At 72.1% G+C, this 23,344-nt stretch carries 26 protein-coding genes; 10 read left to right on the plus strand and 16 right to left on the minus strand.

Annotated elements, in window-relative coordinates:
• Positions 1–12: 12 nt before the first annotated feature.
• Complete coding sequence (locus ACWJI7_RS10020) at positions 13–636, minus strand: L,D-transpeptidase (protein WP_479937612.1); 624 nt, start codon at positions 634–636, stop codon at positions 13–15.
• Between the two features lie 113 nt (positions 637–749).
• On the minus strand, positions 750–1,337 hold the full coding sequence (locus tag ACWJI7_RS10025; RefSeq protein ID WP_479937613.1) for an inorganic diphosphatase: 588 nt from the start codon (positions 1,335–1,337) through the stop codon (positions 750–752).
• A 190-nt stretch (positions 1,338–1,527) separates the two neighbouring features.
• Between ACWJI7_RS10025 and ACWJI7_RS10030 the strand changes: the two genes are divergently transcribed.
• Positions 1,528–2,736, plus strand: a complete 1,209-nt coding sequence (locus ACWJI7_RS10030) for a YbfB/YjiJ family MFS transporter (RefSeq protein WP_479937614.1) — start codon at positions 1,528–1,530, stop codon at positions 2,734–2,736.
• A 12-nt stretch (positions 2,737–2,748) separates the two neighbouring features.
• Here ACWJI7_RS10030 and ACWJI7_RS10035 read toward each other — a convergent pair whose 3' ends face one another.
• Positions 2,749–4,323, minus strand: coding sequence for a carboxypeptidase M32 (locus tag ACWJI7_RS10035; RefSeq protein ID WP_479937616.1), 1,575 nt, complete (start codon positions 4,321–4,323; stop codon positions 2,749–2,751).
• On the minus strand, positions 4,323–4,730 hold the full coding sequence (locus tag ACWJI7_RS10040; RefSeq protein ID WP_479937618.1) for an OsmC family protein: 408 nt from the start codon (positions 4,728–4,730) through the stop codon (positions 4,323–4,325). The genes ACWJI7_RS10035 and ACWJI7_RS10040 overlap by 1 nt, the downstream gene beginning before the upstream one ends.
• 93 nt (positions 4,731–4,823) lie before the next feature.
• Here ACWJI7_RS10040 and ACWJI7_RS10045 point away from each other — a divergent pair, with 93 nt between their 5' ends.
• A complete protein-coding gene (locus ACWJI7_RS10045; RefSeq protein ID WP_479937620.1) occupies positions 4,824–5,297 on the plus strand; it encodes a DUF2721 domain-containing protein in 474 nt (157 codons plus the stop codon).
• A gap of 140 nt (positions 5,298–5,437) precedes the next feature.
• Positions 5,438–6,181: a response regulator transcription factor gene (locus ACWJI7_RS10050; protein WP_479937622.1), complete on the plus strand. Its 744-nt coding sequence runs from the start codon at positions 5,438–5,440 to the stop codon at positions 6,179–6,181.
• Here ACWJI7_RS10050 and ACWJI7_RS10055 read toward each other — a convergent pair.
• On the minus strand, positions 6,163–6,432 hold the full coding sequence (locus tag ACWJI7_RS10055; protein WP_479937624.1) for a hypothetical protein: 270 nt from the start codon (positions 6,430–6,432) through the stop codon (positions 6,163–6,165). The two genes, ACWJI7_RS10050 and ACWJI7_RS10055, sit on opposite strands and share 19 nt — an antisense overlap.
• A gap of 185 nt (positions 6,433–6,617) precedes the next feature.
• On the opposite strand from ACWJI7_RS10055, the gene ACWJI7_RS10060 reads away from it, so the two are divergent.
• From ACWJI7_RS10060 to ACWJI7_RS10070, 3 genes are all read left to right on the plus strand, one after another.
• The gene (locus tag ACWJI7_RS10060) at positions 6,618–6,788 is read left to right on the plus strand and encodes a hypothetical protein (protein WP_479937626.1); all 171 of its coding nucleotides are present in this window, start codon (positions 6,618–6,620) and stop codon (positions 6,786–6,788) included.
• A gap of 129 nt (positions 6,789–6,917) precedes the next feature.
• Entirely contained in the window at positions 6,918–7,382 is a 465-nt protein-coding gene (locus ACWJI7_RS10065; RefSeq protein ID WP_479937627.1) for a YjbQ family protein, read from the plus strand.
• A gap of 57 nt (positions 7,383–7,439) precedes the next feature.
• Entirely contained in the window at positions 7,440–7,730 is a 291-nt protein-coding gene (locus tag ACWJI7_RS10070; protein ID WP_479937628.1) for a 4a-hydroxytetrahydrobiopterin dehydratase, read from the plus strand.
• Here ACWJI7_RS10070 and ACWJI7_RS10075 read toward each other — a convergent pair.
• Positions 7,708–9,336, minus strand: a complete 1,629-nt coding sequence (locus ACWJI7_RS10075) for a bifunctional aminoglycoside phosphotransferase/ATP-binding protein (protein WP_479937630.1) — start codon at positions 9,334–9,336, stop codon at positions 7,708–7,710. The genes ACWJI7_RS10070 and ACWJI7_RS10075 overlap by 23 nt on opposite strands.
• A 139-nt stretch (positions 9,337–9,475) precedes the next feature.
• On the opposite strand from ACWJI7_RS10075, the gene ACWJI7_RS10080 reads away from it, so the two are divergent.
• Both ACWJI7_RS10080 and ACWJI7_RS10085 read left to right on the plus strand, forming a co-directional pair.
• Positions 9,476–10,579, plus strand: coding sequence for a glycosyltransferase family protein (locus tag ACWJI7_RS10080; RefSeq protein ID WP_479937631.1), 1,104 nt, complete (start codon positions 9,476–9,478; stop codon positions 10,577–10,579).
• Between the two features lie 25 nt (positions 10,580–10,604).
• Entirely contained in the window at positions 10,605–11,480 is an 876-nt protein-coding gene (locus ACWJI7_RS10085) for a tetratricopeptide repeat protein (RefSeq protein WP_479937633.1), read from the plus strand.
• Here ACWJI7_RS10085 and ACWJI7_RS10090 read toward each other — a convergent pair.
• On the minus strand, positions 11,462–12,361 hold the full coding sequence (locus tag ACWJI7_RS10090) for a peptidoglycan recognition protein family protein (protein WP_479937635.1): 900 nt from the start codon (positions 12,359–12,361) through the stop codon (positions 11,462–11,464). The genes ACWJI7_RS10085 and ACWJI7_RS10090 overlap by 19 nt on opposite strands.
• Before the next feature lie 20 nt (positions 12,362–12,381).
• On the minus strand, positions 12,382–13,704 hold the full coding sequence (locus ACWJI7_RS10095; RefSeq protein WP_479937637.1) for a hypothetical protein: 1,323 nt from the start codon (positions 13,702–13,704) through the stop codon (positions 12,382–12,384).
• A 44-nt stretch (positions 13,705–13,748) separates the two neighbouring features.
• Between ACWJI7_RS10095 and ACWJI7_RS10100 the strand changes: the two genes are divergently transcribed.
• Entirely contained in the window at positions 13,749–14,024 is a 276-nt protein-coding gene (locus tag ACWJI7_RS10100; RefSeq protein WP_479937639.1) for a hypothetical protein, read from the plus strand.
• Positions 14,021–14,224 (plus strand): hypothetical protein, encoded by a 204-nt coding sequence (locus ACWJI7_RS10105; protein ID WP_479937641.1) that lies wholly within the window; start codon positions 14,021–14,023, stop codon positions 14,222–14,224. Before ACWJI7_RS10100 ends, ACWJI7_RS10105 begins: the two co-directional genes overlap by 4 nt.
• Before the next feature lie 177 nt (positions 14,225–14,401).
• Here ACWJI7_RS10105 and ACWJI7_RS10110 read toward each other — a convergent pair whose 3' ends face one another.
• From ACWJI7_RS10110 to ACWJI7_RS10145, 8 genes are all read right to left on the minus strand, one after another.
• Entirely contained in the window at positions 14,402–15,487 is a 1,086-nt protein-coding gene (locus ACWJI7_RS10110; RefSeq protein WP_479937643.1) for a tetratricopeptide repeat protein, read from the minus strand.
• Entirely contained in the window at positions 15,475–16,059 is a 585-nt protein-coding gene (gene rfbC / locus ACWJI7_RS10115; RefSeq protein WP_479937645.1) for a dTDP-4-dehydrorhamnose 3,5-epimerase, read from the minus strand. Before rfbC ends, ACWJI7_RS10110 begins: the two co-directional genes overlap by 13 nt.
• A 1-nt stretch (position 16,060) precedes the next feature.
• Positions 16,061–17,155: a dTDP-glucose 4,6-dehydratase gene (gene rfbB, locus ACWJI7_RS10120; protein ID WP_479937647.1), complete on the minus strand. Its 1,095-nt coding sequence runs from the start codon at positions 17,153–17,155 to the stop codon at positions 16,061–16,063.
• A complete protein-coding gene (rfbD, locus tag ACWJI7_RS10125) occupies positions 17,152–18,105 on the minus strand; it encodes a dTDP-4-dehydrorhamnose reductase (protein ID WP_479937649.1) in 954 nt (317 codons plus the stop codon). Before rfbD ends, rfbB begins: the two co-directional genes overlap by 4 nt.
• A gap of 2 nt (positions 18,106–18,107) precedes the next feature.
• Positions 18,108–19,010, minus strand: coding sequence for a glucose-1-phosphate thymidylyltransferase RfbA (gene rfbA / locus ACWJI7_RS10130; protein ID WP_479937650.1), 903 nt, complete (start codon positions 19,008–19,010; stop codon positions 18,108–18,110).
• Positions 19,011–19,085: 75 nt separating this feature from the next.
• Complete coding sequence (locus ACWJI7_RS10135) at positions 19,086–20,822, minus strand: SLC13 family permease (RefSeq protein WP_479937661.1); 1,737 nt, start codon at positions 20,820–20,822, stop codon at positions 19,086–19,088.
• A gap of 115 nt (positions 20,823–20,937) precedes the next feature.
• On the minus strand, positions 20,938–22,020 hold the full coding sequence (locus ACWJI7_RS10140; RefSeq protein ID WP_479937652.1) for a DUF1501 domain-containing protein: 1,083 nt from the start codon (positions 22,018–22,020) through the stop codon (positions 20,938–20,940).
• Positions 22,017–23,051, minus strand: coding sequence for a DUF1800 family protein (locus ACWJI7_RS10145; RefSeq protein WP_479937653.1), 1,035 nt, complete (start codon positions 23,049–23,051; stop codon positions 22,017–22,019). Before ACWJI7_RS10145 ends, ACWJI7_RS10140 begins: the two co-directional genes overlap by 4 nt.
• Positions 23,052–23,344 lie beyond the last annotated feature (293 nt).

Genomic DNA, 23,344 nt, shown 5'->3' on the forward strand with positions numbered 1-23,344 from the left:
GACCGGGGCCGTTCAGCGCACCACCACCACCTGGGTGCCCACATCCACCAGCTCGAACAGTTTGCGCACATGCTCGTGGAACATGCGGACGCAGCCGTTGGTCACGGCCGCGCGGGAGCTCACGGTCCAGGACCAGGCGCTGGGGGTGCCGTGAATGCCGAACTGGTTGAGCCCCTGGGTCTTGAAGCCGATCCAGCGATCCCCCAGGGGCCCATTCGGACCGATCGGACCTTTCGTCTTGCCGGTTTTCGTGCTGGCGTACTGGGGGTTCACCACCTTGTTGAGCACGCTGAAGGTGCCGGTGGGGGTGGGGGTGGCCGGATCCCCGATGGCCACCGGCCAGGGACCGTAGACCTTGCCGTCGCGCTCGAGGCGGATCTCCCGTTTGCCGAGGGCCAGCAGGATCCGGGCGTTGCTCACCGGGGCCGCCGCGGGAGCCTCGACTCCGGCCCCGGGGGCGGCCTCAGGGGCCGGGGGGGCGTCCGCCGGGGAGGTGAGGACAGCCGCCGGGCTCTCGAGCGCCGGGGGTTCGGTGGGGCTGGCACTGCCGCTCGCCAGGGCCGGCGTCGAGCCGGCGGCCCCGAGGGCGGAGAGACCGGCGAGCAGCCCGAGGGCGATTCCGGTGGGGGCCGACATCGGGTGAAGGGGTGTGGAGCGCATGCTTAGACGGAAGGGGTGACAGACGAGTGGACCCACAGCAGGTCTGGACCGGGGCAGGATGGCGCGGGGAGCGGACGGCGGGAAACGGTTCAGTGGACCAGTTTGGCGTCAATCTGCTCGAGATAGCGGGTTTCGCAGGTCTTGATGATGCGGACGGCTTCGTCGGTTCCGAAGAACCCGTTCACCTTGCAGGTGCCGGGCTTCTTCAGGTCCTTGTAGTGCTCCCAGTAGTACTGGGTTTCCTTCAGCCAGTGGGCCCCGAGCTGCTCGTAATGGGTGATGTGATCCATGCGCTTGTCATCGGCCAGCACGCCGATCACCTTGTCGTCCACTTCGCCGCCATCGTCGAAGGTCATGATGCCGATGATGCGCGCCTCCACCAGGCTGCCGGGCACCAGGGGTTCGCTGACCCCCACGATCTCGATATCGAGGGGGTCGCCGTCCTCGTCCCAGGTGCGGGGCAGGCAGCCGTAGGCGAAGGGATAGGAGAGGGAGGAGTAGCCGACCCGGTCGAGCTTGAGGTGGCCGGTTTCGGTGATCAGCTCGTATTTGTTGATCGTCATCGAGTTGAGCTCGATGATCGCGTTCAGACGCAGTTCGGCCTCATCGGCGAACGCCGGCAGCACGTGCAGCAGGTTGAGCATCGTGCGGCTCGGAGCGTGGTCGATGTTCGCCATGGAGGGTGCGGGGGTTGCGCGGCGGCATCCTACGGAGGGTGCGGAGGCCGGCCGGCCGTTGGGAGGGGCCGTTCTTCCCGGGGGATCCTGCTAGGTTCCCGCGGCGTGGTCCCCCGGATCCCCCGGGCTCGCTTCGCAGCGATGGCGGTGGCCCTGAAGGGGCCTCCTCAGTGACGTGGAGCGCCAGGGCATGACAAGGGCAGGACGAGCCGGGTGGCACGACAGCGTGACCCTCCGGGTGCTGGCCGGCACCTGTGCCCTGGGCATCGGACTGGGCATCACCCGCTTCGATTTCGCGGCGGTCGGCCGTCAGATGGTCCAGTCCGGCTTGCTCGATCCCGCCGGGATCGGCCAGCTGGCGGGCCTGAATCTGGCGGGGTATCTGGTTGGTTGTTTCCACCAGAGCCGGGTGAGGCACCCGGGGGCCTTGCGCCGCACCCTGGCCACGGCGCTGGGCCTGATCCTCCTCTCGCTGTGGCTGGAGTCGCTGGGAGGGGGGGAGATCTGGCAGGGGTTCTGGCGCTTCGTGGCCGGCTGGGGGGGCGGGCATCTCATGACCGGCGTGCCGTCCCTGGCCCTGCGCGAGGTGCCGCCGACCCAGCGGCGCCGCGCCACATCGGTGGTGATGGCGGGGGCGGGCCTGGGGGCGATCCTCGGCGCCCTGGCCATCGGCACCCTGGCCCCCCGCTCTCCCCAGTGGGCCTGGATCGTGCTGGCCGTGGTCTCCACGGGGCTGGCCTTTCCGGTGGCTTGGCTGCTGAGCCGCCGGGACGGGGAGGCTTCGCCCCAGCCCGCCGCTCCGGACCCCTCCGCTCCCCCTCCCCCTGCCGCCCCCCTCGCCGCCGGGTCGCGCTGGTCGCTGACGGCCCTCGCCACCGGCTACCTGCTGCTGGGGGCGGCCCAGGTGCCGATCGTGCTCTATGAACCGCTGCTGATCAGCCGACGGCTGGGGGCCGACCCCACCGTGAGCAGCGACTCCCTCTCGATTCTCGGGGCCGGCTGTGCGACGGGAGCCCTGCTAGCCGCCCTGCTGCCCCGGACCTGGCCGACCCGGAGCCTGCTGCCCCTGGCGGCGCTGATCGGCCTGCTCGGCAGTCTCCTGTTCCTCACCGGGCAGTCCCTCGCCACCATTTCGGTGGCCACCTTCCTGGTGGGCGCCTGGATCTGGCTGGTGGCGACCCTCACCTACGACCGGCTCCAGCAGCTGGTGCCCGCGGAGCACCACCGGCGCCACTGGGCCTTGCTCACGGGCCTGCTGGCGATCGGCTTCATGCTCTTCTCCTTCTGCTTCGCTTCGCTGGCCGCCGATCGGCTCGACACGGTGTTGCAGATCGGCGTGGCGACGATGGCCCTCCACGGGCTGCTGGAAGCGGCCCAGTGGCGCAGCGGCCGCTCCTGACCCCGGCCCCCTTCAGCGCGCGCCCCCGCCCAGCCGCTCCAGTTTGTTCTCCAGATGGCGGAGGAAGGGGTCGGCGCTGAGGGCCGCTCCGCTCACCTGCTCCACCAGCTCCTCGGCGTTCACGCTCCTCCCCAGGGGGTGGACATGGGTGCGCAGCCACTCCAGAACCAGGGGGTCCTCGTTGGCGGCGAGGCGGTCCTCGATCGGGCCGATCGAGCGCTCCATGGCCTCGGCCAGCTGGGCGGAGATCAGATGGCCGAGGGCGTAGCTGGGGAAATAGCCGAACAGCCCTTCACTCCAGTGCACGTCCTGGAGACAGCCGTCGCCGTCGTGGGCGGGGCGCAGGCCGAGGAGCTGCTCCATCCGGCGGTTCCACTGCCCGGGGATCTCCTCCACCGGCAGACCGCCTTCGAGCAGGGCGAGCTCCAGTTCATAGCGGAGCACGATGTGGAGGGTGTAGCTGAGTTCATCGGCCTCGACCCGGATCAGCCCCGGTCGCAGGGGATTGAGGGCGCGCCAGAAGCCGGAGCTGCCGCCCCAGACATCGCCGCCGGCGGCCTGGCGGAAGCGGGGGAACCAGCGGCGGGCAAAGGCCTCGCTGCGGGCGACCCGGCATTCCCAGAACAGACTCTGACTCTCATGGACCCCCATCGAGGTGGCATCCCCCAGGGGCCAGGCGAACCACTGCCGGGGCTGCCGCGGCAGCCCCTGCTCGTAGAGGGAGTGGCCCCATTCGTGGGCGGTGGCGAGGAAGGAGGAGAGCGGCTGGCCCGCCACCACCCGGCTGGTGACGCGGAAATCGGCGGGGCCGAGGGTGCAGGAGAAGGGATGGGGGGAGCGGGCCAGCACGGAGCGTGCCGGGTCGAAGCCCCACCCCACCAGCAGCTCCCGGCAGAGCCGCTCCTGCTCCTCTCCCGCCAGCTCCCAGGCCGGGGTCGCCCCGGGGCCCGCCGCCGGGGCCTGGGGCGGAAGGGGTGCCAGCAGCTCGGGCAGCCGCCGGCGCAGCGGCGTGAACAGCGCCTCCAGGCGGGCCTTGCTGATGTCGGGTTCGAAGGGCTGGGCCAGGGTCTCCCAGAGGCTGCGGGGGGTGCCGTCCGCGTTGGTCTCCCCGGCACCGAGCTGGCGGGCCTGCTCCCGGCGCAGGGCGATCAGCCGGTCCAGGGCGGGAGCGAAGGCGCTCCAGTCGGCGGCGGCGCGCGCCTCCTGCCAGACGCTGTAGCCGTGGGCCTGGGCCAGGGCGAGCTCGCCGACCAGGGCCGGGTCGAGCCGTTGCCGCCGCTCCAGGTCGCGGCGGAGCAGCTGGAGATTGCGGCGGCGGGGATCCGTGCCATCCCCCTCCCGGTCGGCGTCGGCCAGGTCCGCCTCGGCGGCCGCCACCAGCTCGGCGTAGGCGGGGCTGCTCTGGCGTCCGTGCAACTGGCGCGCCAGCAGGGCGAGCTGCTCGCCCCGCCAGGCGGCGCCGCCGGCGGGCATCACCGTGTTCTGGTCCCAGTAGAGGGTGCTGTGGATCGAGCCCAGCAGCCGGGTCTCCCGCAGGTGGGCGCCCAGGCGCTCGAAGGCGCCCTCCGGTGGGGAGATCGGTTCCATCAGCCTTCCTCCCAGCCCAGCTCGATCGCAACCGACCCCTCCAGGCTGCGCTTGACCGGACAATCCTCGGCGGCCCGCTTCAGCAGGGCCCGCTGCCGCTCCCCGAGGCCGGCGGGCAGCCCCACCCGCACCCTGAGGCGCTCGATGCGCCGCACGCCGCCGGAGGTCATCGTTTTCTCGACCTCGGCGCTGGTCCCCTCCAGGGGGATGCCGTGGCGCTCGGCCACGATCCCCATGATCGTCAGGATGCAGGTGGCCAGGGCGGTGGCCACCAGGTCGGTGGGGGAGAAGCGCTCGCCCTGGCCCTGGTTGTCGGCGGGGGCGTCGGTGTCGAGCTCAGAGCCGGAGGGACCGTGCCGGGCCCGGCAGCGGAGGGCGCCGTCGTAACGGCAGTGGATGGTGGTCATCGGGCGGGGCCAGGCCCGGGAGGGCCAGGTTCAGATCCGGCAGATCCTGGCGGAGCCCCTCAGTAGGTTGAGGTCCCCGGTTGCAACCCCCTGATGGTGGAGGCCTCCCTCCTCGCCTCCCAGACCTACGCCGATTCAGCAGCGGTGGCGGGGCTGTCGCGGGCCATCCAGCTCTCGGTGGCGCCGGTCTTCCTGCTGACGGGCATCTCCGGTCTGCTGGGGATGTTCACCTCGCGGCTGGCCCGCACGATTGATCGCACCCGCGCCATCCAGGAGGCGATGGAGCGCAGCGATCTGGCCCGGAGCCGGCGCCTGCGGGCGGTGCTGGCGGTGCAGAGTCGTCGCACCTTCCTGATCAACCGGGCCATCTTCTGCTCCACGGTCACGGCCCTGCTGGTGGCGGGGGTGGTGGCGGTGATGTTCATCAGCGCGGTGGCGGCGGTCGACCTGGCCGCGATTGTGGTGCCGGTGTTCGTGGTGGCGATGGTGTCGCTGATCATCGCGCTGGTGCTGTTCCTGATGGAGGTGCAGCTGGCGATCCGCCAGAACCCCCCCCGCTACTACTGAGCGGTTCAGCTCGAGGCGGCCCGGGCCGGTCTGTGCGCGGGGGCTCACCGGCGGTTGGCGGCCGGGGAGCCCGGGCCCAGGCTGGAGAATGAGATCCAATCCCAGGGTTGGCTCGGGCAGGTGGCCTCGGGAGCGTGGCGATGGATTTCACCCCCTTGCTGGACCCCAGCGGCGCCCACCGCCAGCAGGCCGCCGAGCTGCTGCGGGGCCGGAGCCTGATGGTGGTGAGCGGCCACCGGCTGCTGATCAGCCTGCTGACCGGGGTGGCCAGCCAGAGCTGCCACTGGTTCGGGGCCACCACCTGTGAGCCGGAGGCCCTGCGGCTGCTCCGGGGCGGGCGGCCCGATCTGCTGCTGGTGCTGGATCCGCTCGAGGCGGGCTGCGCCCTTTCCCTGCTGCGGGAAGCCAAGCGCCTCCATCCCACGCTCCCCTGCCTGCTGCTGCTCCAGAAGGAGACGCCCCAGCGGCTGCTGGCGGCCCTGGAGAGCGGCTGCGAAGGCATCTGCCTGGAACGCCGCGTCGGCTTCGGCCATCTGGTGGCGGCCACCAAGGCGGTGCTGGGGGGCGGTTTCTACCTCGATGCGCCCCTGGCACCGCTGCTGCGCCGCAGTTCCCGCGGGCAGACGGAGCGGGCCCCGCTGGCGCTCTCCAGCCGGGAGCGGGATGTGCTCGATCTGCTCGTGCAGGGCTGCCCCAACGCCGAGATCGGCCAACGGCTGCACCTGTCGGTGGAGACCGTGCGCAGCCACATGAAATCGCTGCAGCACAAGTTGAACGCCCGGGACCGCACCCATGCGGCGGTGATCGGTGTGCGGCTGGACCTGGTGCGCACCGACCCGGACCTGGACCCCGGCCCGGATCCGGCTCAGGGCCGGCGGCAGTAGCCCCCGCCCACGTTCACCCAGCGGGTGGGGCAGTCGTCGCCGCGGCGGGGTTCGACCACGAAGGTGGTCACCCCGAGGGTGCTGCAGGTGCCGTTGAAGAGGTCCACGTAGCCGAGCGGGCAGAGCCCCTGCCGTTTGGGCACCACCTTCTGGGCCTCGGCCGGCGCCGGCAGCGTCAGCAGCGCCAGCGGCAGGGCGAGGCTGAGCAGGGCGGGCAGCGTCCGGAGCAGAAGCCTGGAGCGCGACGGCATGGCGGGGTGGGTCTCGGAGGACTCGACCCTAGGTTTTCCGGGGGACCGGCACGGCCCCGGCGGCGGTCGGCTCTGCGACCAGAGACGACTGGGGCCCGGCGCCGCCCCATCCAATCGGCCACTTCATCGGTATCAACAGATACGGGAGGCCATGCGAGGTCGCCCGCTTCCCTGCCGGAGAAACCATGACGAACCCCATCGCCCTTGCCCTCGGTCTGATCCTCGCCGCTTCGATCGGCGCTCCCATCCTGGCCGAACAACGGGGTGGCCCCCACTCCGGAAACACCCGGCCCCAGACCCCCGCCGAGAAGCAGATGGGCCCCTGTGACAACCACAGGACCCTCTGCAACTGGTGACCCCCGGCCTTCGCCGGGGATCGGCTCCCGAGGCCTCCGCTGGCGCGGGGGTTTTGTTCTGGCCCGGCGGCCCCGCCCCTTGCCCGGCGGCCGGGTGTGCGTGAGACCATGGGTCGCCCGAGCCCGCCGATGCTGAGACAGATCCTTTCGGAGCAGGAGGTGCAGACCCCGGGGGAGGGCTTCCTGGACCTCACCGCCGAGCTGAACCGGGCCATCGCCGCCTCCGGCCTGACCCGCGGGATCGGCCTGCTCAGCTGCCGCCACACCAGTTGCTCGCTCACGATCAACGAAAACGCCGATCCGCGGGTGCTCCAGGATCTGAGCGCCTTCCTGCGGGCCCTGGTGCCGGTGGAGGGGGTCCCCGAGGGGGCGGCCTGGCCGTCTGGAGGCGGCCCCCGGCGGCCCTGGCTCCATGACGACGAGGGCCCCGACGACATGCCCTCCCACATCCGCACCGCCCTGACGGCCAGCCAGCTGAGCCTGTCCTTCGATCGGGGGGTGTTGCTGCTGGGCACCTGGCAGGCCGTGTACCTCTGGGAGCACCGGGCCCGGCCCCATCGGCGCCGACTGGGCTTCCACCTGATCGGCGAATGAGGGCCCAGGGGCGACGCCGCCTGCCGATCATGGGGGGGTCGATGCGCCGCTCCCGCCATGGCCGCCCAAGCCCTCAACCCCGCCGAGATCGCCTCCCTGCTCGACCAGCTGCCCGGCTGGAGCCTGGTGGCGGGCAAGCTCCACCGGGAGCTGAGCTTCGCCGATTTCAGTGAAGCGTTCGGATTCATGACCCGGCTGGCGCTGAGTGCCGAGGCGCTGGGCCATCATCCGGAGTGGTGCAACGTCTGGAACCGGGTCACGATCGATCTCACCACCCACGACACCGGCGGCCTCTCCAACCTCGATCTCGCCCTGGCCCAGCAGGTCAATGCCCTGATCGGGGGCTGAGTCCGCTGGAGAGCGGCCCGGTCCGCCGCTCCTCCGGGGCCAGCCGCCCCCAGAGGTCCATCAGCACCCGGGTGGGATCGGCGGCGGCTTCGGCGTCCACCACCAGGGTGCGCTCCAGTTCGGCGGCGCTGAGGGCTTCCGCTTCGCCCCTCTGCCGCCGCAGCACCTCCAGACCGGCGTCGCTGGGGTCGTCGTTGCGTTCCGTGCGCCGGCGCAGCCGCTGGGCGATCCGCTCCGGCGCCAGGCGCAGATCCAGCAGCACCGCCTCGGCGGAAGCCTGGGCGGCCAGGGCCAGGGCCCGCCGCCGGCTGGCGGCCCGCAGGTGGGTGGCATCGAGCAGCACGCTGCGGCCGGCCCCCAGGCTGCCGCGGGCGGCCTCCAGCAGGGCGGCCTCGGTGCGGCGGTGAGCCTCGGCCCCGTAGATCCGCTCCCGCTCGGCCCCCTCGGGCCGCTGCAGGGGATCGAGCCCGAACAGCCGTTTGCGGATCAGGTCGCTGCGGTGGTGGTCGGCCAGCAGCCAGGGGGCCAGCTCTGCCGCCAGATGGCTCTTGCCGCTGCCGGAGACGCCATGCAGCACCAGCAGCAGGGGTGGGGCCAGGCCGCTGCGGGCATAGGCCAGCGCCAGGCTCAGGTGGCCCCGGGCCCCCCGGGCCGCCCGCCGGCGCTGGGGGGCGGGGATCTCCCGCTCCCGGCTGGTGGCGGCCTCCACCTTGGCCCGCACGTGGGCGCGGTAGGCGCCGAAGAGGGCCAGGGCGGGCGCCTCGATCGGCGCGCCATAGCCCTCCAGCAGCGGCTCCACCAGGGCGGCGTGGCCGGCGGCCTCCAGCTCCATCACCAGGAAGGCCAGGTCGGAGGCCCCATCCATCTGGCGCAGGGAGGCGTTGAACTCCACCCCATCGATCACGGCCGGGGGCTGCGCCAGGATCACGTGCTCCAGGCGCAGGTCGCCGTGGCCATCGACCGCCCGGCCGGCGGCGATGCGCCGCCGCAGGCCGCCGCGCCCGCGGCGCAGGGCGGTGGCCAGGCTGCCCTCCAGCAGCCGGTGCACGGCGGCGGGAACCAGAGCGGGCACCGCGGCGCGGGTGGCCCGCACGTTGTTGTGCAGCACCGCCGCGAAGGCGGCCACGGCACCGGCGGCCGTCTCCGGTGGCAGGGGATGGGCGCGATGGAAGCTCCCGATGCGCCGGCCCAGGGCGCGCAGTTCGGCCGCCCCGGCGCGGCCGGCGGCCAGCCGGGCGCGGAGGGTGTCCTCCGCCGCGAAGCGTTGCATCACCACCACGTGCTCGCCGGCCACGGGGTCCGGCGGTGCGGCGCCGGGATCGGCGTCCGGGCGCTTCGGGGTGTCAAGGGTGTCGAGGGGCCCCACCCGCAGGGCCCCGCCTTCCCCGGCCAGCAGCGGCGCCACGCCCAGGTAGAGCTCGGGCGCCAGCCGGCGGTTGAGGCGCACCTCCTCGCGGCACCAGTGCAGGCGCAGGGCGGGGCTGCCGTAATCGAGCAGACCCCAGAAGGTGAGTGGTTTCTTGAGCTTGTAGGCCCGGCGGCTGGTGAGGGCCACCACACTGATGTGGGTCTGGATCAGCTGGACCTGGCGCTCGGCTGGCGGCACCTCGCCCCAGGCCTCCGGCGGGTAGGCGCCGGGGTGGCGCAGCGCCGCGATCAGGCCGGCGAGGGCGGAGGGCGGGGGTGAGGTGGGCAGGGCGGGATGTGCCTAGGCTTCCCCCACTCTCGGCGCCGGCGGGATCGAGGTGGAGGAGCAGGCCCCCGAGTGGCCCCCCGGGACGGCCCCCGGGCTCACGGCCCTGGGGGCGGCGGTGGAGAGCTGGCGCCGGCTGGGGGAGCGCTACGGCGCCCAGGTGCGGGAGCTGCCTCCGGCCCAGGGCCCCGAGCAGCGCGCCGCCGCCATCGAGCTGCTGCTGCAGGTGGACGATCGCCGCGGCGCCTGGGAGGCGACGCTGGCCTGGCTGCAGCAGGCCCTGGCGGCCATGCCGCGGCGGGGGCCGGCCGCCGAGCTGCTGCCGGTGGAGCTGCTGCGCTGCCTGGCCGATGTGGCCGAGCGCAGCGGGGATCAGATCCTGCTGGAGCGGCTCTGGTCGGGCCTGGAGCGCCTGGCGCCGCCCCTGCCGGCGGCGGGGGTGCTGCCCCTGGTGGGCGTGCCGGTGCTGAACCGCCCCGACCTGCTGGAGCGCCTGCTGGCCAGCCTTGATCGGCCGGTGGGCACCCTGGCGATCGTCGACAACAGCGGCGAGCGCGGCGATGCCGATGCCGAGGCGCTGCGGGCGCTGCTGGGGCGGCTGGAGCGTGAGGGGCATCCCGGCGTGGAGCGGGTGCGGGTGGCGCGGCCCTTCGGCAACGGCGGGGTGGCGGCGGCCTGGAACCAGATCCTGCTGGGCTTTCCCGAGGCGGCCCTCGCCCTGATCGTGAACAACGATGTGGTGCTGGCCCCCGGGGTGCTGGCGGAGGCCCTGGAGCGCCTGGATCCGGAGCGGCCCCAGTTCCTGCCCCTGCTGCCGGGGGGCGACGCCTTCTCGGCCTTCCTGATCACCGCCCTGGCCTGGGACCGGGTGGGCCTGTTCGACGAGAGCTTCCACCCCGCCTACTGCGAGGACCTCGACTACCGCGAGCGGCTGCAGGCCTGCCGCCAGGTGGAGCAGCTCGACGGCCGCTTCGCCCACGATGCGATGGCGGCGCTCAATCCCGGCCGCAGCGCCACGATCGGCAGTGATCCGGAGCTGGAGCGCGCCAACCGGCGCACCTTCCAGCTCAACCGTCTCTGGTATCTCTACCGGCGGCGGCCCTCCCAGGGGGGCAGCGGCCGCTGGAGCCGCCGCTGGCTCAGCCGATGGCCCTGAGAACCAACCCGCTGGACCTGACCGGATGGACCTGACCCCGACGGCCTCGGCCCTGGAGGTGGCGGCGGCCCTGCAGCGGGCGCGGCAGGCCCGCGACCGGGGCGATCCGGCGGCGGCGGAGCGGGCGTTCCTGGCGGTGCTGGCCGCCCGCCCCCACCTGGTGCCGGTGGAGCTGGAGCTGGCCCGGCTGCGGCTGGGACAGGGGCAGGTGGAGGACGCGGCGCGTCAACTGCGCCAGCGGCTGGCCTTCGCGGCCCCGGAGCCGGAGTGCCGGGCGGAGCGGGAGGAGCTGGAGGCCCTGCTGCTGGAGGCGCTGCTGCGGCTCGAGCGCTGGGGGGAGGCCGAACCGCTGCTGCGGCGCCTGCGGGCCCGGGGCCAGGCGGCGGCCCATCACCACCTGGCCCTGGCCCTGGCGGTGGACGCCCAGGGCCGGGAGGAGGAGGGCCTCACGGTGCTGCGCCAGGGGGTGGCGCTGGAGCCCCTGGATCTGGCGCTCTGGCTGGAGCTGGCCCGGCGGCTGGGGCGGTGGCGCCGCTGGCCGGAGTCGATCGCCGCCTGGGACCGGGCGGTGGCGCTGGCGCCCGAGCGGGAGGATCTGCTGGGCGAGCGGCGCGCCACCCAGGGGGAGGCCCTCTGGCAGCGGGGCGAGGAAGCCCTGGCGGCCGAAGACTGGCGGGCGGCGGAGCGGGCCTTCCGCGGCCTGCGGGACCTGCAGCCCGACCACGCCCCGGCGGGGCGGCGGCTGGAGCTGCTGCGTCAGCTGGCCCCCACCGATCTGCCGCCGGAGCCCACCGCCGGCCTCGATGACCCGGGCGACTGGCGCCAGCAGGCCCGCCAGCGGCTGGCCCAGTTCGGTCGCCTGCTGGACCGGCTGGAGGCGGATCAGCCGCCCCTCCGGTAGCCGAGGGTGAAGGGCTCGAAGCCCACGCTGATGCCGAACTCCTCGGCGAACTCCAGCACGCGGCACCAGGCCCGCCCCTGCCGGAGGATGCCGATCAGGATCACCGGCGACTGGCCGCCCTGGAGGCTCAGCTCCACCAGGGGCCAGCCGATCGAGGCCTGCACCGCGTCCGTCTGGTAGCTGGGGGCCACATCGGCGCTGCCGATCAGGATGCGGCGCTGGTCGGCGCTCCACTCGTAGGGGATCTCGTAGAGGGCGAGCAGGTCGGCCACCCGGGCCCAGCTGGTGCCGTTGGCATCGATCTCCACGGCCAGGTCCCGGTCGCGGGCGGGCATGGTGGTGGTGCGGCGGAAGGCGAGCGGCTCGGCGGCCCCGCTGGCGGCGGGCGGGGGGCCGCCGGCCGCCATCAGCGCCCGGATGCGGCTGCGCAGCTGGTCGCCGCCGTCGGTGGGGCCGTTGCGGCGGAGCTGCAGGAAATCCCAGCGTTCGCCACTGCCGCCCCAGATCACCGGGCCGTAGTTGTCGTGCCGTTCGCGGCCGTCGCGGTTGGAGGCGGCCTCGGCGTGGGTCATCACCCGCTGGATGGTGATGGCGGCGGGGCTCCACTGCCAGCCGCGGGCCACCGCGGCCACCTCCGCGCACATCGCTTCGATCTGGGCGGGGGTGGGCGGCAGGGTCCAGGGATCGGGGCGTCCGCCCATGCAGGCGCAGGAGAGGGCGATGGCGTTGCTGTTGCGCCGGTAGGTGTGGGTGTTGAGGTCGATGTTGTAGGCGTGCAGCCGGTGCAGGCGCCCGTCGCCGGCCACGATCGTGTGATACACCCCCTGGCGCACCCAGTCGTAGGGGGTGGCGCTCCAGTGCAGGTAGATGGTGGCGGCCATGGGGGCGTGGGGCGGAACCCTCAGCCGGACCGTATCTGGGACTGGGAATCAGACCCGGATTCAGTCACCGAACGCCCATGGGGCTCCTCCGCCTGGGCACGGAGCTGGGCCAGCTCGGCCTCGAGCTGCCCGATCCGCTGCCGCTGGGCCAGCAGCAGCACCTCGGCGCGGGCAAGTCCGGCCTCGGCGGCCTGCCAGAGCGGATCGGGATCCGGGTTGGGAGCGGGGTCCACGGCGGGGTCCACGGCAGGGCCGGCGGGCCCCCCACTCTGGCTTCGGGCCGGGCCCCAGGGGAGCAGGGGCAGGGCGAGCAGGCGCAGGCCGGCGCTCCGGCGGACCTCGGGCCGCAATGCCGCCGATCCCAGCCGCTCCAGCACGGCGCGGCGCAGCAGGGGCGGGGCGCCGGGGAGCGAGAGGCCATCGATCCAGGGGTTGCGGCCGGCGCGGCTCAGCACCGGCAGCAGCGCCAGGGGTGGAGGGCCGGCCTGCTCCTCCAGCCGCAGCCACCAGAGCAGCTCGCCCCGGGCCTGCCGCCAGGCTTCGCCGCCGGCGCCGCCGGCCGGCTCCGGGGCCGTCAGCTCCAGGAGCTCCCAGGCCAGCGGCCCCTCGGCCGCCAGGGCGCGGCGCCAGCGCTCCAGCCCGGTGGCCTCACCCTCGAGCAGCAGGCTGAGCCGCACGCCCCCCTCCGGCGTGCTGCCGAGCCGCTGGATCGGGAGCCCGGCCGGCGGTTTCAGCGGCGCCGGCGGCGCTGGCCGGGCCGGTCCCCAGCGCTCGAGGGGAGCGGCATCGCTGGCCTCCAGGGCCGGCCAGCCCTCGGCGGCGGCCCGCTCCAGCAGGCCGGCCAGGGCGGTGGCCGGATCGGCCCCCTGCTGCTCGGCCAGCGGGGCCGGCAGGGGCCAGGCGCCGCGGGGCAGCAGGATCCAGCTCGGCGCGGTGGGCGGATCGAGCGCGGGGGTGGGGCTGGCCGCGCCGCCGGGGCGCCAGGCGCGGCCCCAGGCGATCACGGCGGGCTGGCGTTCGGCCAGCTCGGCCACCGCCTCACACCAGGGCTGGTCGGGATCGGCATCGGCGGCGAGCAGCAGCAGCGCCGGGCTGCTGGAGCGGGCGCTGGCCAGCCGCAGCACGTCGTCGAGGCGGGGCTGGTCGGCGGGGGTGGTGCGCAGATCGCTCACCAGGGCCGGGGCGGGCCGCTGGGCCCCCTCGGCGGCGGCGGCCTCGACCCCGGGCCATTCCCCGAAGAGCAGCAGCTCCAGCCCCCGGGAGCGCCAGCGGTTCACCTGATCGAGGGTGCGGGCGGGGCTGAGCCGGGAATCGGCGGCGACGCAGACGGTGAAGGACGGCATGGACCAGCCGGGCACCCCAGAATGATCGGACCCGTGGCAAGCCGGTGAGCGAGCTGAAACCCTCGCCGGGCCAGGCGCCGGAGCCCCCCGAACGCGGTGGCGGCGGCCTGCTGGGCCTGCTGGGCGGCGGCGGCCTGGCCCTGGTGCTCACCGTGGCGGTGGTGGTGGGTCTGCAGCTGGGGGCGGTGCCGTGGCGCTTCCGCAAGCAGATCTGGCAGCTGCAGGGGGCGCTGGCGGGCGGCCTGGTGGGGTATGTGGTGGGCTGGGGTGTGGCGCGCTCATCGGGCCGACAGCGGCCACCGGGGGGGGACCGGCCATGAGACGCCTCAGCACCGTGCTGGTGGCGATGCTGCTGTTCTTCCTGATCCCGCTGGGGGGTCTGATGGCGATCTCCTGGGCCGTGGGCCTGGTGGCGCCGCCGCTCCTCACCGAGGGCAACTGGCGGATCTTCGTGGCGGGCCAGTTCCTGGTGGCCTGCGGGCTCACCTGGCTGCTGGGCTGGAAGTTTCCGGTGCTCTAGGCGGGGTCGCGGTGGCTCTTCACAGGAGGTCTTCCAGACAGGAGATGTTCACTCCATCGCGAGGCTTCTCGCCATCCACCTGGCAGCGGCGTGTCACTGGATCGCTCCAGTCAGGGTGGCAGCTGTTGTTCGACGCCAGCATCGATCCGGAGCGTGTATTCCAAGTGGGCTCTGCTGTCATGGCTCGTAACCCATCATCCCGCACAATTGTTCCAGGGCTGAGCGGGCCTCTGGATCGGCCAGCTCCTGCTCCACTGGCTGCGGAATCGGCCGTCGCGGCCGTATCTCAATGATCTGGCGATCCGTCCGGCCGCTGTCTCCACTGAGGTTGACGTCTCCGAAGTGCTCCAGTGCCGAGGCGTGAAAAGGAAGGAGCAGAAGGTCGCAAAGCTGCCGTAATCCCGCCAGTGGATCACGGCAGAGATCTTCGTAGTGGAAGGAGGGAAGATCGCCCGTGGCCTCCAGAAAAGCATGATAACGACGGCAATACTCGCGGAAGGTGGATGGCTCAAAGTGGGTGTGCCAGCCTGCCTCCACAAGGCCGAGCCAGCTGTCAAGGGGATGGCGCAGTGTGACCACGCCATGGCAGCGGTAGTGGGGCCGTAACCAATCCAGCAGAAGCACATCCTGGCGGGGTTCATGGCCACGACAGAAGTCGCTGTGACTGTGATCTCGGAGCACCAGTAGCGCATCGTCCCCCTGGCAGATCTGGACCGCCTGGGAGATATCAGCCAGAAAGGCCTGTTTGATCTCGTCCGTCCGGAGCAGGCTGGCAATCAGTTTGCTGATCAGGGTGCCCCCTGTGCAGGCGAAATGATGCAAGCTCCGCACCATCGGCGGCTTTGCCTGCGATGTTCCCACCCGATCCAACACCAGCGCTGGCCAGGTCCCATCGGCGTGAGATGACTCCCCTCCTTCCAGCAGGTCCAACGAGCCGAGAGCTGCTTGGGCGCCCAGATGGTCCGGCGCCATCTCGAGCAGGTGGAGATAGGCCTTCCGAGCAGCACTTGGCACCCCCCGGCGATACGCCAGCTCCGCCAGGCCCAGCAGGGCACTGATGGAGGTGGGATCGCGTTCGAGCCGCTGTTCGATCAGCTCGCTGGCCTCCTGAGCCTGGCCCATGTCTTCCAGCAACCGGCTGGTGGCGGCGATCACCGGATCGAGGTCCGGATGGTCCTCCAGAACGGATTGCAGCAACCGGCAGGCTTGCTCGCTCTTCCCGTTCCGTTCTGCCTGAATCGCGGCCTCGATCAGGTCGTCCATGCTGCCCATCCTGCCGATGCGGGAAGCCGATCCTCCGCCTGCTGGTCCAGGCGGGGATTGGCCTGATCCTTCGCCGACAGCTTCGGCACCATCCCCTCAGGCAATTCCGGCCAATCGATCCCCACTTCGGGATCATCCCAGGCGATGCCCTGCTCAGAGGGCTGATGGTAATAGTCGCTGCACAGATAACAGAAATCAGCGATTTCGCTCAGCACCAGGAAGCCGTGGGCGAAGCCCGGCGGCACCCAGAGCTGGTGGTGGTGCACGTCGTCGAGCACGGTGCCCACCCACTGGCCGAAGCTGGGCGAGCCTGGGCGCACATCGACAGCCACATCGAAGACCGAGCCGCGGGAGCAGCGCACCAGCTTGCCCTGGGGTTGCACCAGCTGGTAGTGCAGCCCGCGCAGCACCCCCTGGCGGGAGCGCGACTGGTTGTGTTGCCGCAGCGGCGGGATGCCGGCCTCATCCAGCAGGCTCTGGCGGGCCGTTTCCACGAAGAAGCCGCGCTCGTCGCCGAACACCTTCGGCACCAGCAGCAGCACCTCGGGGATGGACTGGGGACGGATCTGCATCTCAGGCGAGGCGGGCGGCGTACTGGTTGTCGAGGTAGTGGGCGTACTCCGCCGAGAGCAGGGGTTGCCACCAGGCGCGGTTGGTGAGGGTCCACTGCACGGTGCGGCGCAGGCCCTCCTGCACGCTCACCTGGGGCTCCCAGCCCAGCTCGGTGCGGATGCGGCCGGCATCGATCGCATAGCGGCGGTCGTGGCCGGGGCGATCGGTCACGAAGCGGATCAGCTCCCGGCTGGGGGTCACCGGCAGCGGCTCCCCGTGCTGGGGGGCCAGCTCGTCCATCAGGGCGCAGAGCATGTGGACCAGATCCAGGTTGGCCACCTCGTTGCAGCCGCCGATGCAATAGGTGCGGCCGGGTTCACCGGCGAGCAGGATCCGCTCGAGGGCGCGGCAGTGGTCCTCCACGAACAGCCAGTCGCGCACGTTGGAGCCATCGCCGTACACCGGGATCGGCCGCCCCAGCAGGATGTTGATCAGGGTGAGCGGGATCAGCTTCTCGGGGAAGTGATAGGGCCCGTAGTTGTTGGAGCAGTTGCTCACCAGCACCGGCAGCCCATAGGTGTGCTGCCAGGCCCGGGCCAGGTGGTCGCTGGCGGCCTTGCTGGCGGCGTAGGGGGAGCGGGGGCTGTAGGGGGTGCTCTCGCAGAAGGGCGGATCGCTGGGCTCAAGGCTGCCGAACACCTCATCGGTGCTCACGTGCAGGAAGCGCCAGTGGTCGGGGGAGCCGGCGGCCAGCCAGTGGGCCCGGAACGCCTCCAGCAGCGTGAAGGTGCCATTCACGTTGGTGGCCAGGAAGGCGCCGGGGCCGGTGATCGAGCGATCCACATGGGATTCGGCGGCCAGGTGGGCCAGATGGGTGATGGCGTGCTCGGCCAGCAGCCGCTCCACCAGGGGGGCCTCGCCGATGTCACCCTCCACGAAGGTGATCCGGCCCGCGTCGATCAGGGGGGCGATCGTGGCCCGGTTGCCGGCGTAGGTGAGGGCATCGAGCACCACGATCTTGTCGCCGGGGTGGGCGGCCGCCCAGTGGTGCACCAGGTTGCCGGCGATGAAGCCGGCGCCGCCGGTGATCAGCAGGTGGCGGGGAGGGGTGCTCATGGGGCGGGAGACGGGATCACGGGGGCGGGGTGGGGCTCCCTGGCGATGGCCAGCAGGCAGTCCTGCAGGTCGTTGCGCCAGTTGGGCAGGGGCAGGCCGAAGGCCTCGCGGAAGCGGGAGCAGGCGAGCCGGGAGTTGGAGGGGCGGGCCGCCGGGGTGGGGTAGGCGCTGGTGGGAATGGGGCGGAGCTCGGGGGCGCGCTCCAGCAGCCCCAGGGCCACCGCCTGCTCGACGATCGCGGCGGCGAATCCATGCCAGCTCACGGCGGGTTGGCCGGCGTAGTGATAGGTGCCCCAGGGCGCCGTGCCGGCGATGGCCGGTTCGGCCAGGGTGAGCAGGGTGGCGGCGATCGATTCGGCGCTGGTGGGGCCGCCGATCTGATCGGCCACCACCGAGAGGGCGTCGCGCTCGGCGCCGAGCCGCAGGATGGTGCGCACGAAGTTGGCGCCCTCCTGGCCGAACACCCAGCTCACCCGCAGCAGCAGGTGGGGACCATCGGCCTGCTGGAGCGCCTGCTCCCCGGCCAGCTTGCTGGCGCCGTAGACCCCCAGGGGGCCGGTGGGGTCGTCTTCCCGCCAGGGGCCCTCGCCGCTGCCATCGAAGACGTAGTCGGTGGAGAGGTGGATCAGGGGCAGGGAGCGGGCGGCGCAGGCGGTGGCCAGCAGGCCCACGGCGGTGGCGTTGATGGCCGTGGCCTGCTCGGCTTCGCTCTCGGCCTTGTCAACGGCGGTGTAGGCGGCGGCGTTGATCACCAGGGCCGGCCGCTGGGCGTCCAGCAGCGCCTCGATCCGCCCGGCGAGGGCCGCCGGGGCCCGCCGGGCCCGGGCCAGATCCAGCTCGGGGCGGCCCACCGCCAGCAGCGGGCGCTCGGGCGTGAGCTCCGGGGCCAGGCGCTGCAGGGCCCGGGCCAGCTGGCCCTGGCGGCCGATCACCAGGATGGGGGCGGCCATGCTCAGCCCTCCTCCAGCAGCAGGCTTTCCAGGTAGGTGCCGTAGCCCGATTTGCCCAGCGGCGCCGCCAGCGCCTGGAGCTGCTCACCGCTGATCCAGCCCTGGCGCCAGGCCACCTCCTCGGGGCAGCCGATCTTGAGCCCCTGGCGGTGCTCCAGGGTGCGGATGTAGCTGCTGGCGTCGTGGAGGGAATCGCAGGTGCCGGTGTCGAGCCAGGCCATGCCCCGGCCGAGCAGCTCCACCTGGAGCGTGCCGCGATCGAGGTAGAGCTGGTTGAGTTCGGTGATCTCCAGCTCGCCGCGGGCGGAGGGCTTCACCCGGCCGGCCAGCTCCACCACATCGGCGTCATAGAAGTAGAGGCCGGTCACGGCGTAGTTGGAGGCGGGGCGCTGGGGTTTCTCCACCAGGGAGAGCACCCGGCGCTGCCCATCGAAGGCCACCACGCCGTAGCGCTGGGGATCGGCGACCCGGTAGGCGAACACGGAGGCGCCCCGGCTCTGGGCGTTGGCGGTCTGCAGGTTGGTGGAGAGGTCTTCGCCGTAGAAGAGGTTGTCGCCCAGGATCAGGGCGGCGGGGTGGCCATCGAGAAACTCGGCGCCGATCAGGAAGGCCTGGGCCAGGCCATCGGGGCTGGGCTGCTCGGCATAGGAGAGCGAAAGGCCCCAGCGGCTGCCATCGCCCAGCAGGGCCTGGAACTGGGGCAGATCGCGGGGGGTGGAGATCAGCAGGATCTCGTTCAGCCCGGCCAGCATCAGGGTGCTGAGCGGGTAGTAGATCATCGGCTTGTCGTACACCGGCAGCAGCTGCTTGCTCACCGCCTGGGTGATCGGATGGAGCCGGGTGCCCGAGCCGCCGGCGAGGATGATGCCCCGGCGCCGGGCGGTGGGGTCTGGGTCCGGGGGCATGGGGCGGGCGTCGTCCAGGCGTCCTTGTATCACGAATGCTGGCGGGATCTCCGAGGCCGGGGCCCCTACGGGAGCCTAGAAACTGCGCAGGATGATGGCCGGAATGGTGGCGGCGTAGAGCAGCGAGAGGGGCCAGCCGAAGCGGGCGAAATCGAGGAAGCGGTAGTTGCCGGGGGAGTACACCATCAGGTTGGTCTGGTAGCCGATCGGCGAGAGGAAGCTCTGGCTGGCGGCGAACACCACGGCGTAGATGAACATCAGCGGGGGCTGGTTCAACCCCACGGCCAGCTTGGCCACCACCGGCAGCAGCAGCACCACCGTGGCGCCGTTGCTGAGCAGCTCGGTGCCCACCAGGGTCACCAGGTACACGGCCACCAGCGCCAGGTAGACGGGCCAGCCCTGGAGGCGCACCAGCAGGGCATCGGCCGCCAGCTGGGCCAGGCCGCTCTGCTGCAGGGCGGCGCTGAAGCTGAACAGCCCGCCCAGCAGCAGGTACACATCCCAGCGGATCGAGCGCAGGGCGCTGTTGGCCTCGAGGCAGCCGCCGATCACCAGCACGCCCACCCCCAGCAGCACCGCCGCCACCAGGGGCATCAGCTTCAGGCCCGAGAGCAGCAGCACCCCCAGCATGGTGAGCACCGCCAGCCACTTGCGGTGGGTGGTGGGCAGGTCGTTCTCGAGTTCATCGAGCACCACCAGCTCGCTGTTCTCCTGCAGGCCCCGGATCGAATCGAGCGGCGCCTGGATCAGCAGCAGATCCCCGGCCCGCAAGGGCAGCTGGCCGATCCGCTCCTGCAGGGTGGTGTTGGCGCGCTTCACGGCCAGCACGGTGGCATTGAAGCGCTGGCGGAAGCGGAGGTCGCGCAGGCTGGATCCGGCCAGCAGCGAGCCGGCCGGCAGCAGCACCTCGGTGACGCGGATGCTGGAGCCCGCCGCCTGCGGGCCGGGACCGTTGGCACTCTGGGGGGCTTCCAGCAGGGTGCCGGCCAGATCCACCATCTGGTCCTGCTGGAGGCGCAGCAGTTCCTGGCGGCTGCAGCGCAGCAGCAGGCGGTCGGCGGCCTTGAGGGTGAGTTCGGCCAGGGGCGGCTGCAGCTTCTGGCCGCCGCGGTGCACCGCCAGCACGTCCACATCGAAGCGGCGCTGGAAGCGGCTGGCGTGCAGGGTCTGGTTGCAGAGGGGGGAGCGCCGGGGCAGCACCACCTCGGTGAGGTAGCCCTGGCGGGTGAGCTGGGTCAGGGAGGTGGTGCCATCGAGGCCGCGATCGGGCAGAAAGCGGGCGGCGAGCACGAGGTAGAGGCTGCCCAGCAGCCACACGGGGATGCCGATCGCCGTGAAGGAGAACAGCTGGAACTCGCCGTAGCCCAGCTTGGCGGTCACATCGCTGGCCAGCAGGTTGGTGGAGGTGCCGATCAGGGTGAGGGTGCCGCCGGTGATCGTGGCGATCGAGAGGGGGATCAGCACCTTCGAGGGGCTGATGCCGCGCCGCCTGCACCAGCCCTCCAGCACCGGCAGGAGGATCGCCACGATCGGGGTGTTGGGCACCACGCCCGAGAGCGGCGCCACCACGCCGGCCAGCAGGGTGACCAGCCGCTGGGGGGTGCGCACCGAGGGGGAGCCCAGCAGCTCCCGCAACCGGTCGAGGGCGCCGCTGTGCAGCAGACCCTCGGAGAGCACGAACATGCCCATCAAGGTGATCAGGGCCGGGCTGCCGAAGCCCGTGAGGGCCTCGCCGGCGCTGAGCACGCCGGTGGCGATCAGCAGCCCGGCCGCCATCAGGGCCACCATCTCGGGGGCCAGCCAGCCGCCCATGAACACCACGATCGAGGCGGCCAGAACGGCCAGGGTGATCCAGCCGGAGGGGGTGATCAAGGGGATCGTGCGCTGACGGGCTCAACAATAGGTCTGGAATCGGGGACTCCTCCGATCAGAGCGTCAGGGCTTGCTGATAGAGCTGCGGCGGGGAGATCCCGGGAATCAGATCGCCTCGGGCGTCCAGGTCGCTGAGGCTGGGGTAGGTGCCCAGGAAGGGATGGGGCACGTGATCGCCGAGCAGCAGGGCCACCGAGGCGCTGCCGTGGTCGGTGCCGCCGGAGGCGTTCTGCTGGAGGCGCCGGCCGAACTCGCTGGTGGCGAGCAGGGTCACCTGGGGGCGGTGCTGGATCCGCTGCAGGCCGGCATCAAAGGCGGCCAGGGCCGATCCAACCTGGCCCAGCACCCGGGCCTGGCGGCCCAGCTGGTTGCTGTGGGTGTCGAAGCCGCCGATGGAGAGCTGCAGCACGGGCGGAGCGATCCCGCTGGCGATCAGGCGCAGGGCCAGCGCCACCTGCTGCCCCAGCCCACTGCGGGGGATGACCAGGCCGGTGGGCAGGGGCCCGAGCGCCGCCTTCAACCGAAGCAGCTCCTGGGTTCCGGCGGTTTCCAGCGTGAGCAGGCGCCGCAGAACCGCATGGCTCCCAGCCAGGGCAGGGTCGGGCGGCAGGGTGGCCTGACCCTGGAGCAGGGCCGGACTCATCAGCAGGCTGAGGCGGCCAGAGCCCTCGAGGGCCGCGGACCCTTCGGGGCCCAGGGCCACGAGGGATCCGGCGGTTCCGCGCTGGCGCAGGGCCACCGCCAGCCAGCCCGGGCCTTCACCGGAGGGCTGGCCGGTGGCCCACTGGTCGGTGGCCTTGAAGTGGCTGCGGTTCGGAGTCGGCCAGCCCACCCCCAGGGCGAAGGCCAGGCGCCGGGCCTCCCAGGCCGGTTTGAGGGCGGCCAGGGCCGGGTGGAGCAGCAGGCCGTTGGGCACCGGAATCCCTTCGCCAAGGGCGAGCCGGGGCCGGGCCTTCCGGTAGAGCGGATCGGTGTGCGGGGCCAGGGTGTTCAGCCCGTCGTTGCCGCCGCGCAGCTCCAGCAGCACCACCACAGTCCGCACCCCGCCTCCGCGGGTGGCGGCCCGGGAGGCCAGGGTCTGGAGCAACGGGGCGGCGGCCAGGCCGGCACCGAGCTGGAGCAGGGTTCGGCGTTTCATTTGAGCTGCCACACGGGATCGGCGAACAGCAGCGCCAGGTTCTGCCGGCTGGCCTCGGCCGGCAGGCCCAGCGTGAGGGGGGGGATCGGCGTCAGCGCGGGCTGGAGGCGATCGGGCGCCGAGCGCGAGGCCCACACCTCCTCATCGGCCAGCAGCACCTGCAACCCGCGGCGGCGTGCCTGCAACCCCCGCAGATGGAGCCACTCCTGGTTCACGGGCCAGCCCTTCACCGAGGGGGGCTCGAAGGGCACCTGACCCATGCGCACCAGGTGCAGGCGGGCGGCGGCGATGGCGTCGGGATGGCGGCTGCCGATCAGGGCGAGGGAGGCGATCACCAGATCGATCGGATCGCGGAGCATGCCGCCCTCGGCGAGGCTGGCCGTGGCTTCCGGAGTGCCCAGGAGTGCCTGGATCAGCCAGGGAAGGGAGAGCTCCTGCCGCCGCCAGGCCGAGGCGATGGTGATGAGCCGCGCCTGATCCGGCAGCGGCCCCACCAGATGGCGCCAGAGGCGGGCGGTGATGTGGATGGCGGTGGCCTGCTGCTCACACAGCCAGGTGACCAGCGTGGGGCCGTTGAAGCGGAAGGTGCGGCCGAGGATCGTCTTGGGGCGGTCGTCGTGGCGGCGGGGGTCGATGCTGAGGCTGCCATCGGGGTTGAGCCGGTAGCCGGTGAGCGCCCGGGCCGCTTCGATCACGTCGGCTTCGCTGAAGTGGCCCTCCCCCAGGCTGAACAGCTCCAGCAGCTCGCGGGCCAGGTTTTCATTGGGTCTGGCGCGATGGCTGCGCAGGCCATCGAGGGAGATCTGAAGGGCGGGATTGGCCAGCATGGCCCTGAGCAGATCGGCGTAGGTGCCGCTCATCGCGCCGCGGATGGCCTCGATCTGCCCCACCAGCAGGGCCGGGTCGGGGAGCTGGCGCCAGTTCACCGGAAAGATCCCCAGCCAGAGCTGGATGAGGCGATCGTGGATCGGCGTGGGGCCGAAGGCGAGGCGCTCGAGCCAGGCGTGCTGGATCAGATGGGCTGTGGCCACCCTGCACTTTCGCCTCTGAGGAGGAGAGGCGCCTGGACATGCGGAGAGCAGTTCACTCCACTTTAAGCGCACAGTTTCTTTGCTCAAGGAGCGGGATGGGATTACTCCCAGACGCCTGGAGAGAGCTGGAGAAAATCCAAACTTGTCCATAAATTCTCTCCGGATTGATCGGCAGTCCGTTGAAGCGATGCCACACTTGTTACCAGTCGCTTGCATATCCTCGTTAAGTATTGTCTAGGGAACCTCTGAGCAACATGGCTGCGGGAGTCCCCGCGGCTCCCAAATGTTCGGGA

Source organism: Cryptocyanus atlanticus LEGE 06306 (genome assembly GCF_056633155.1).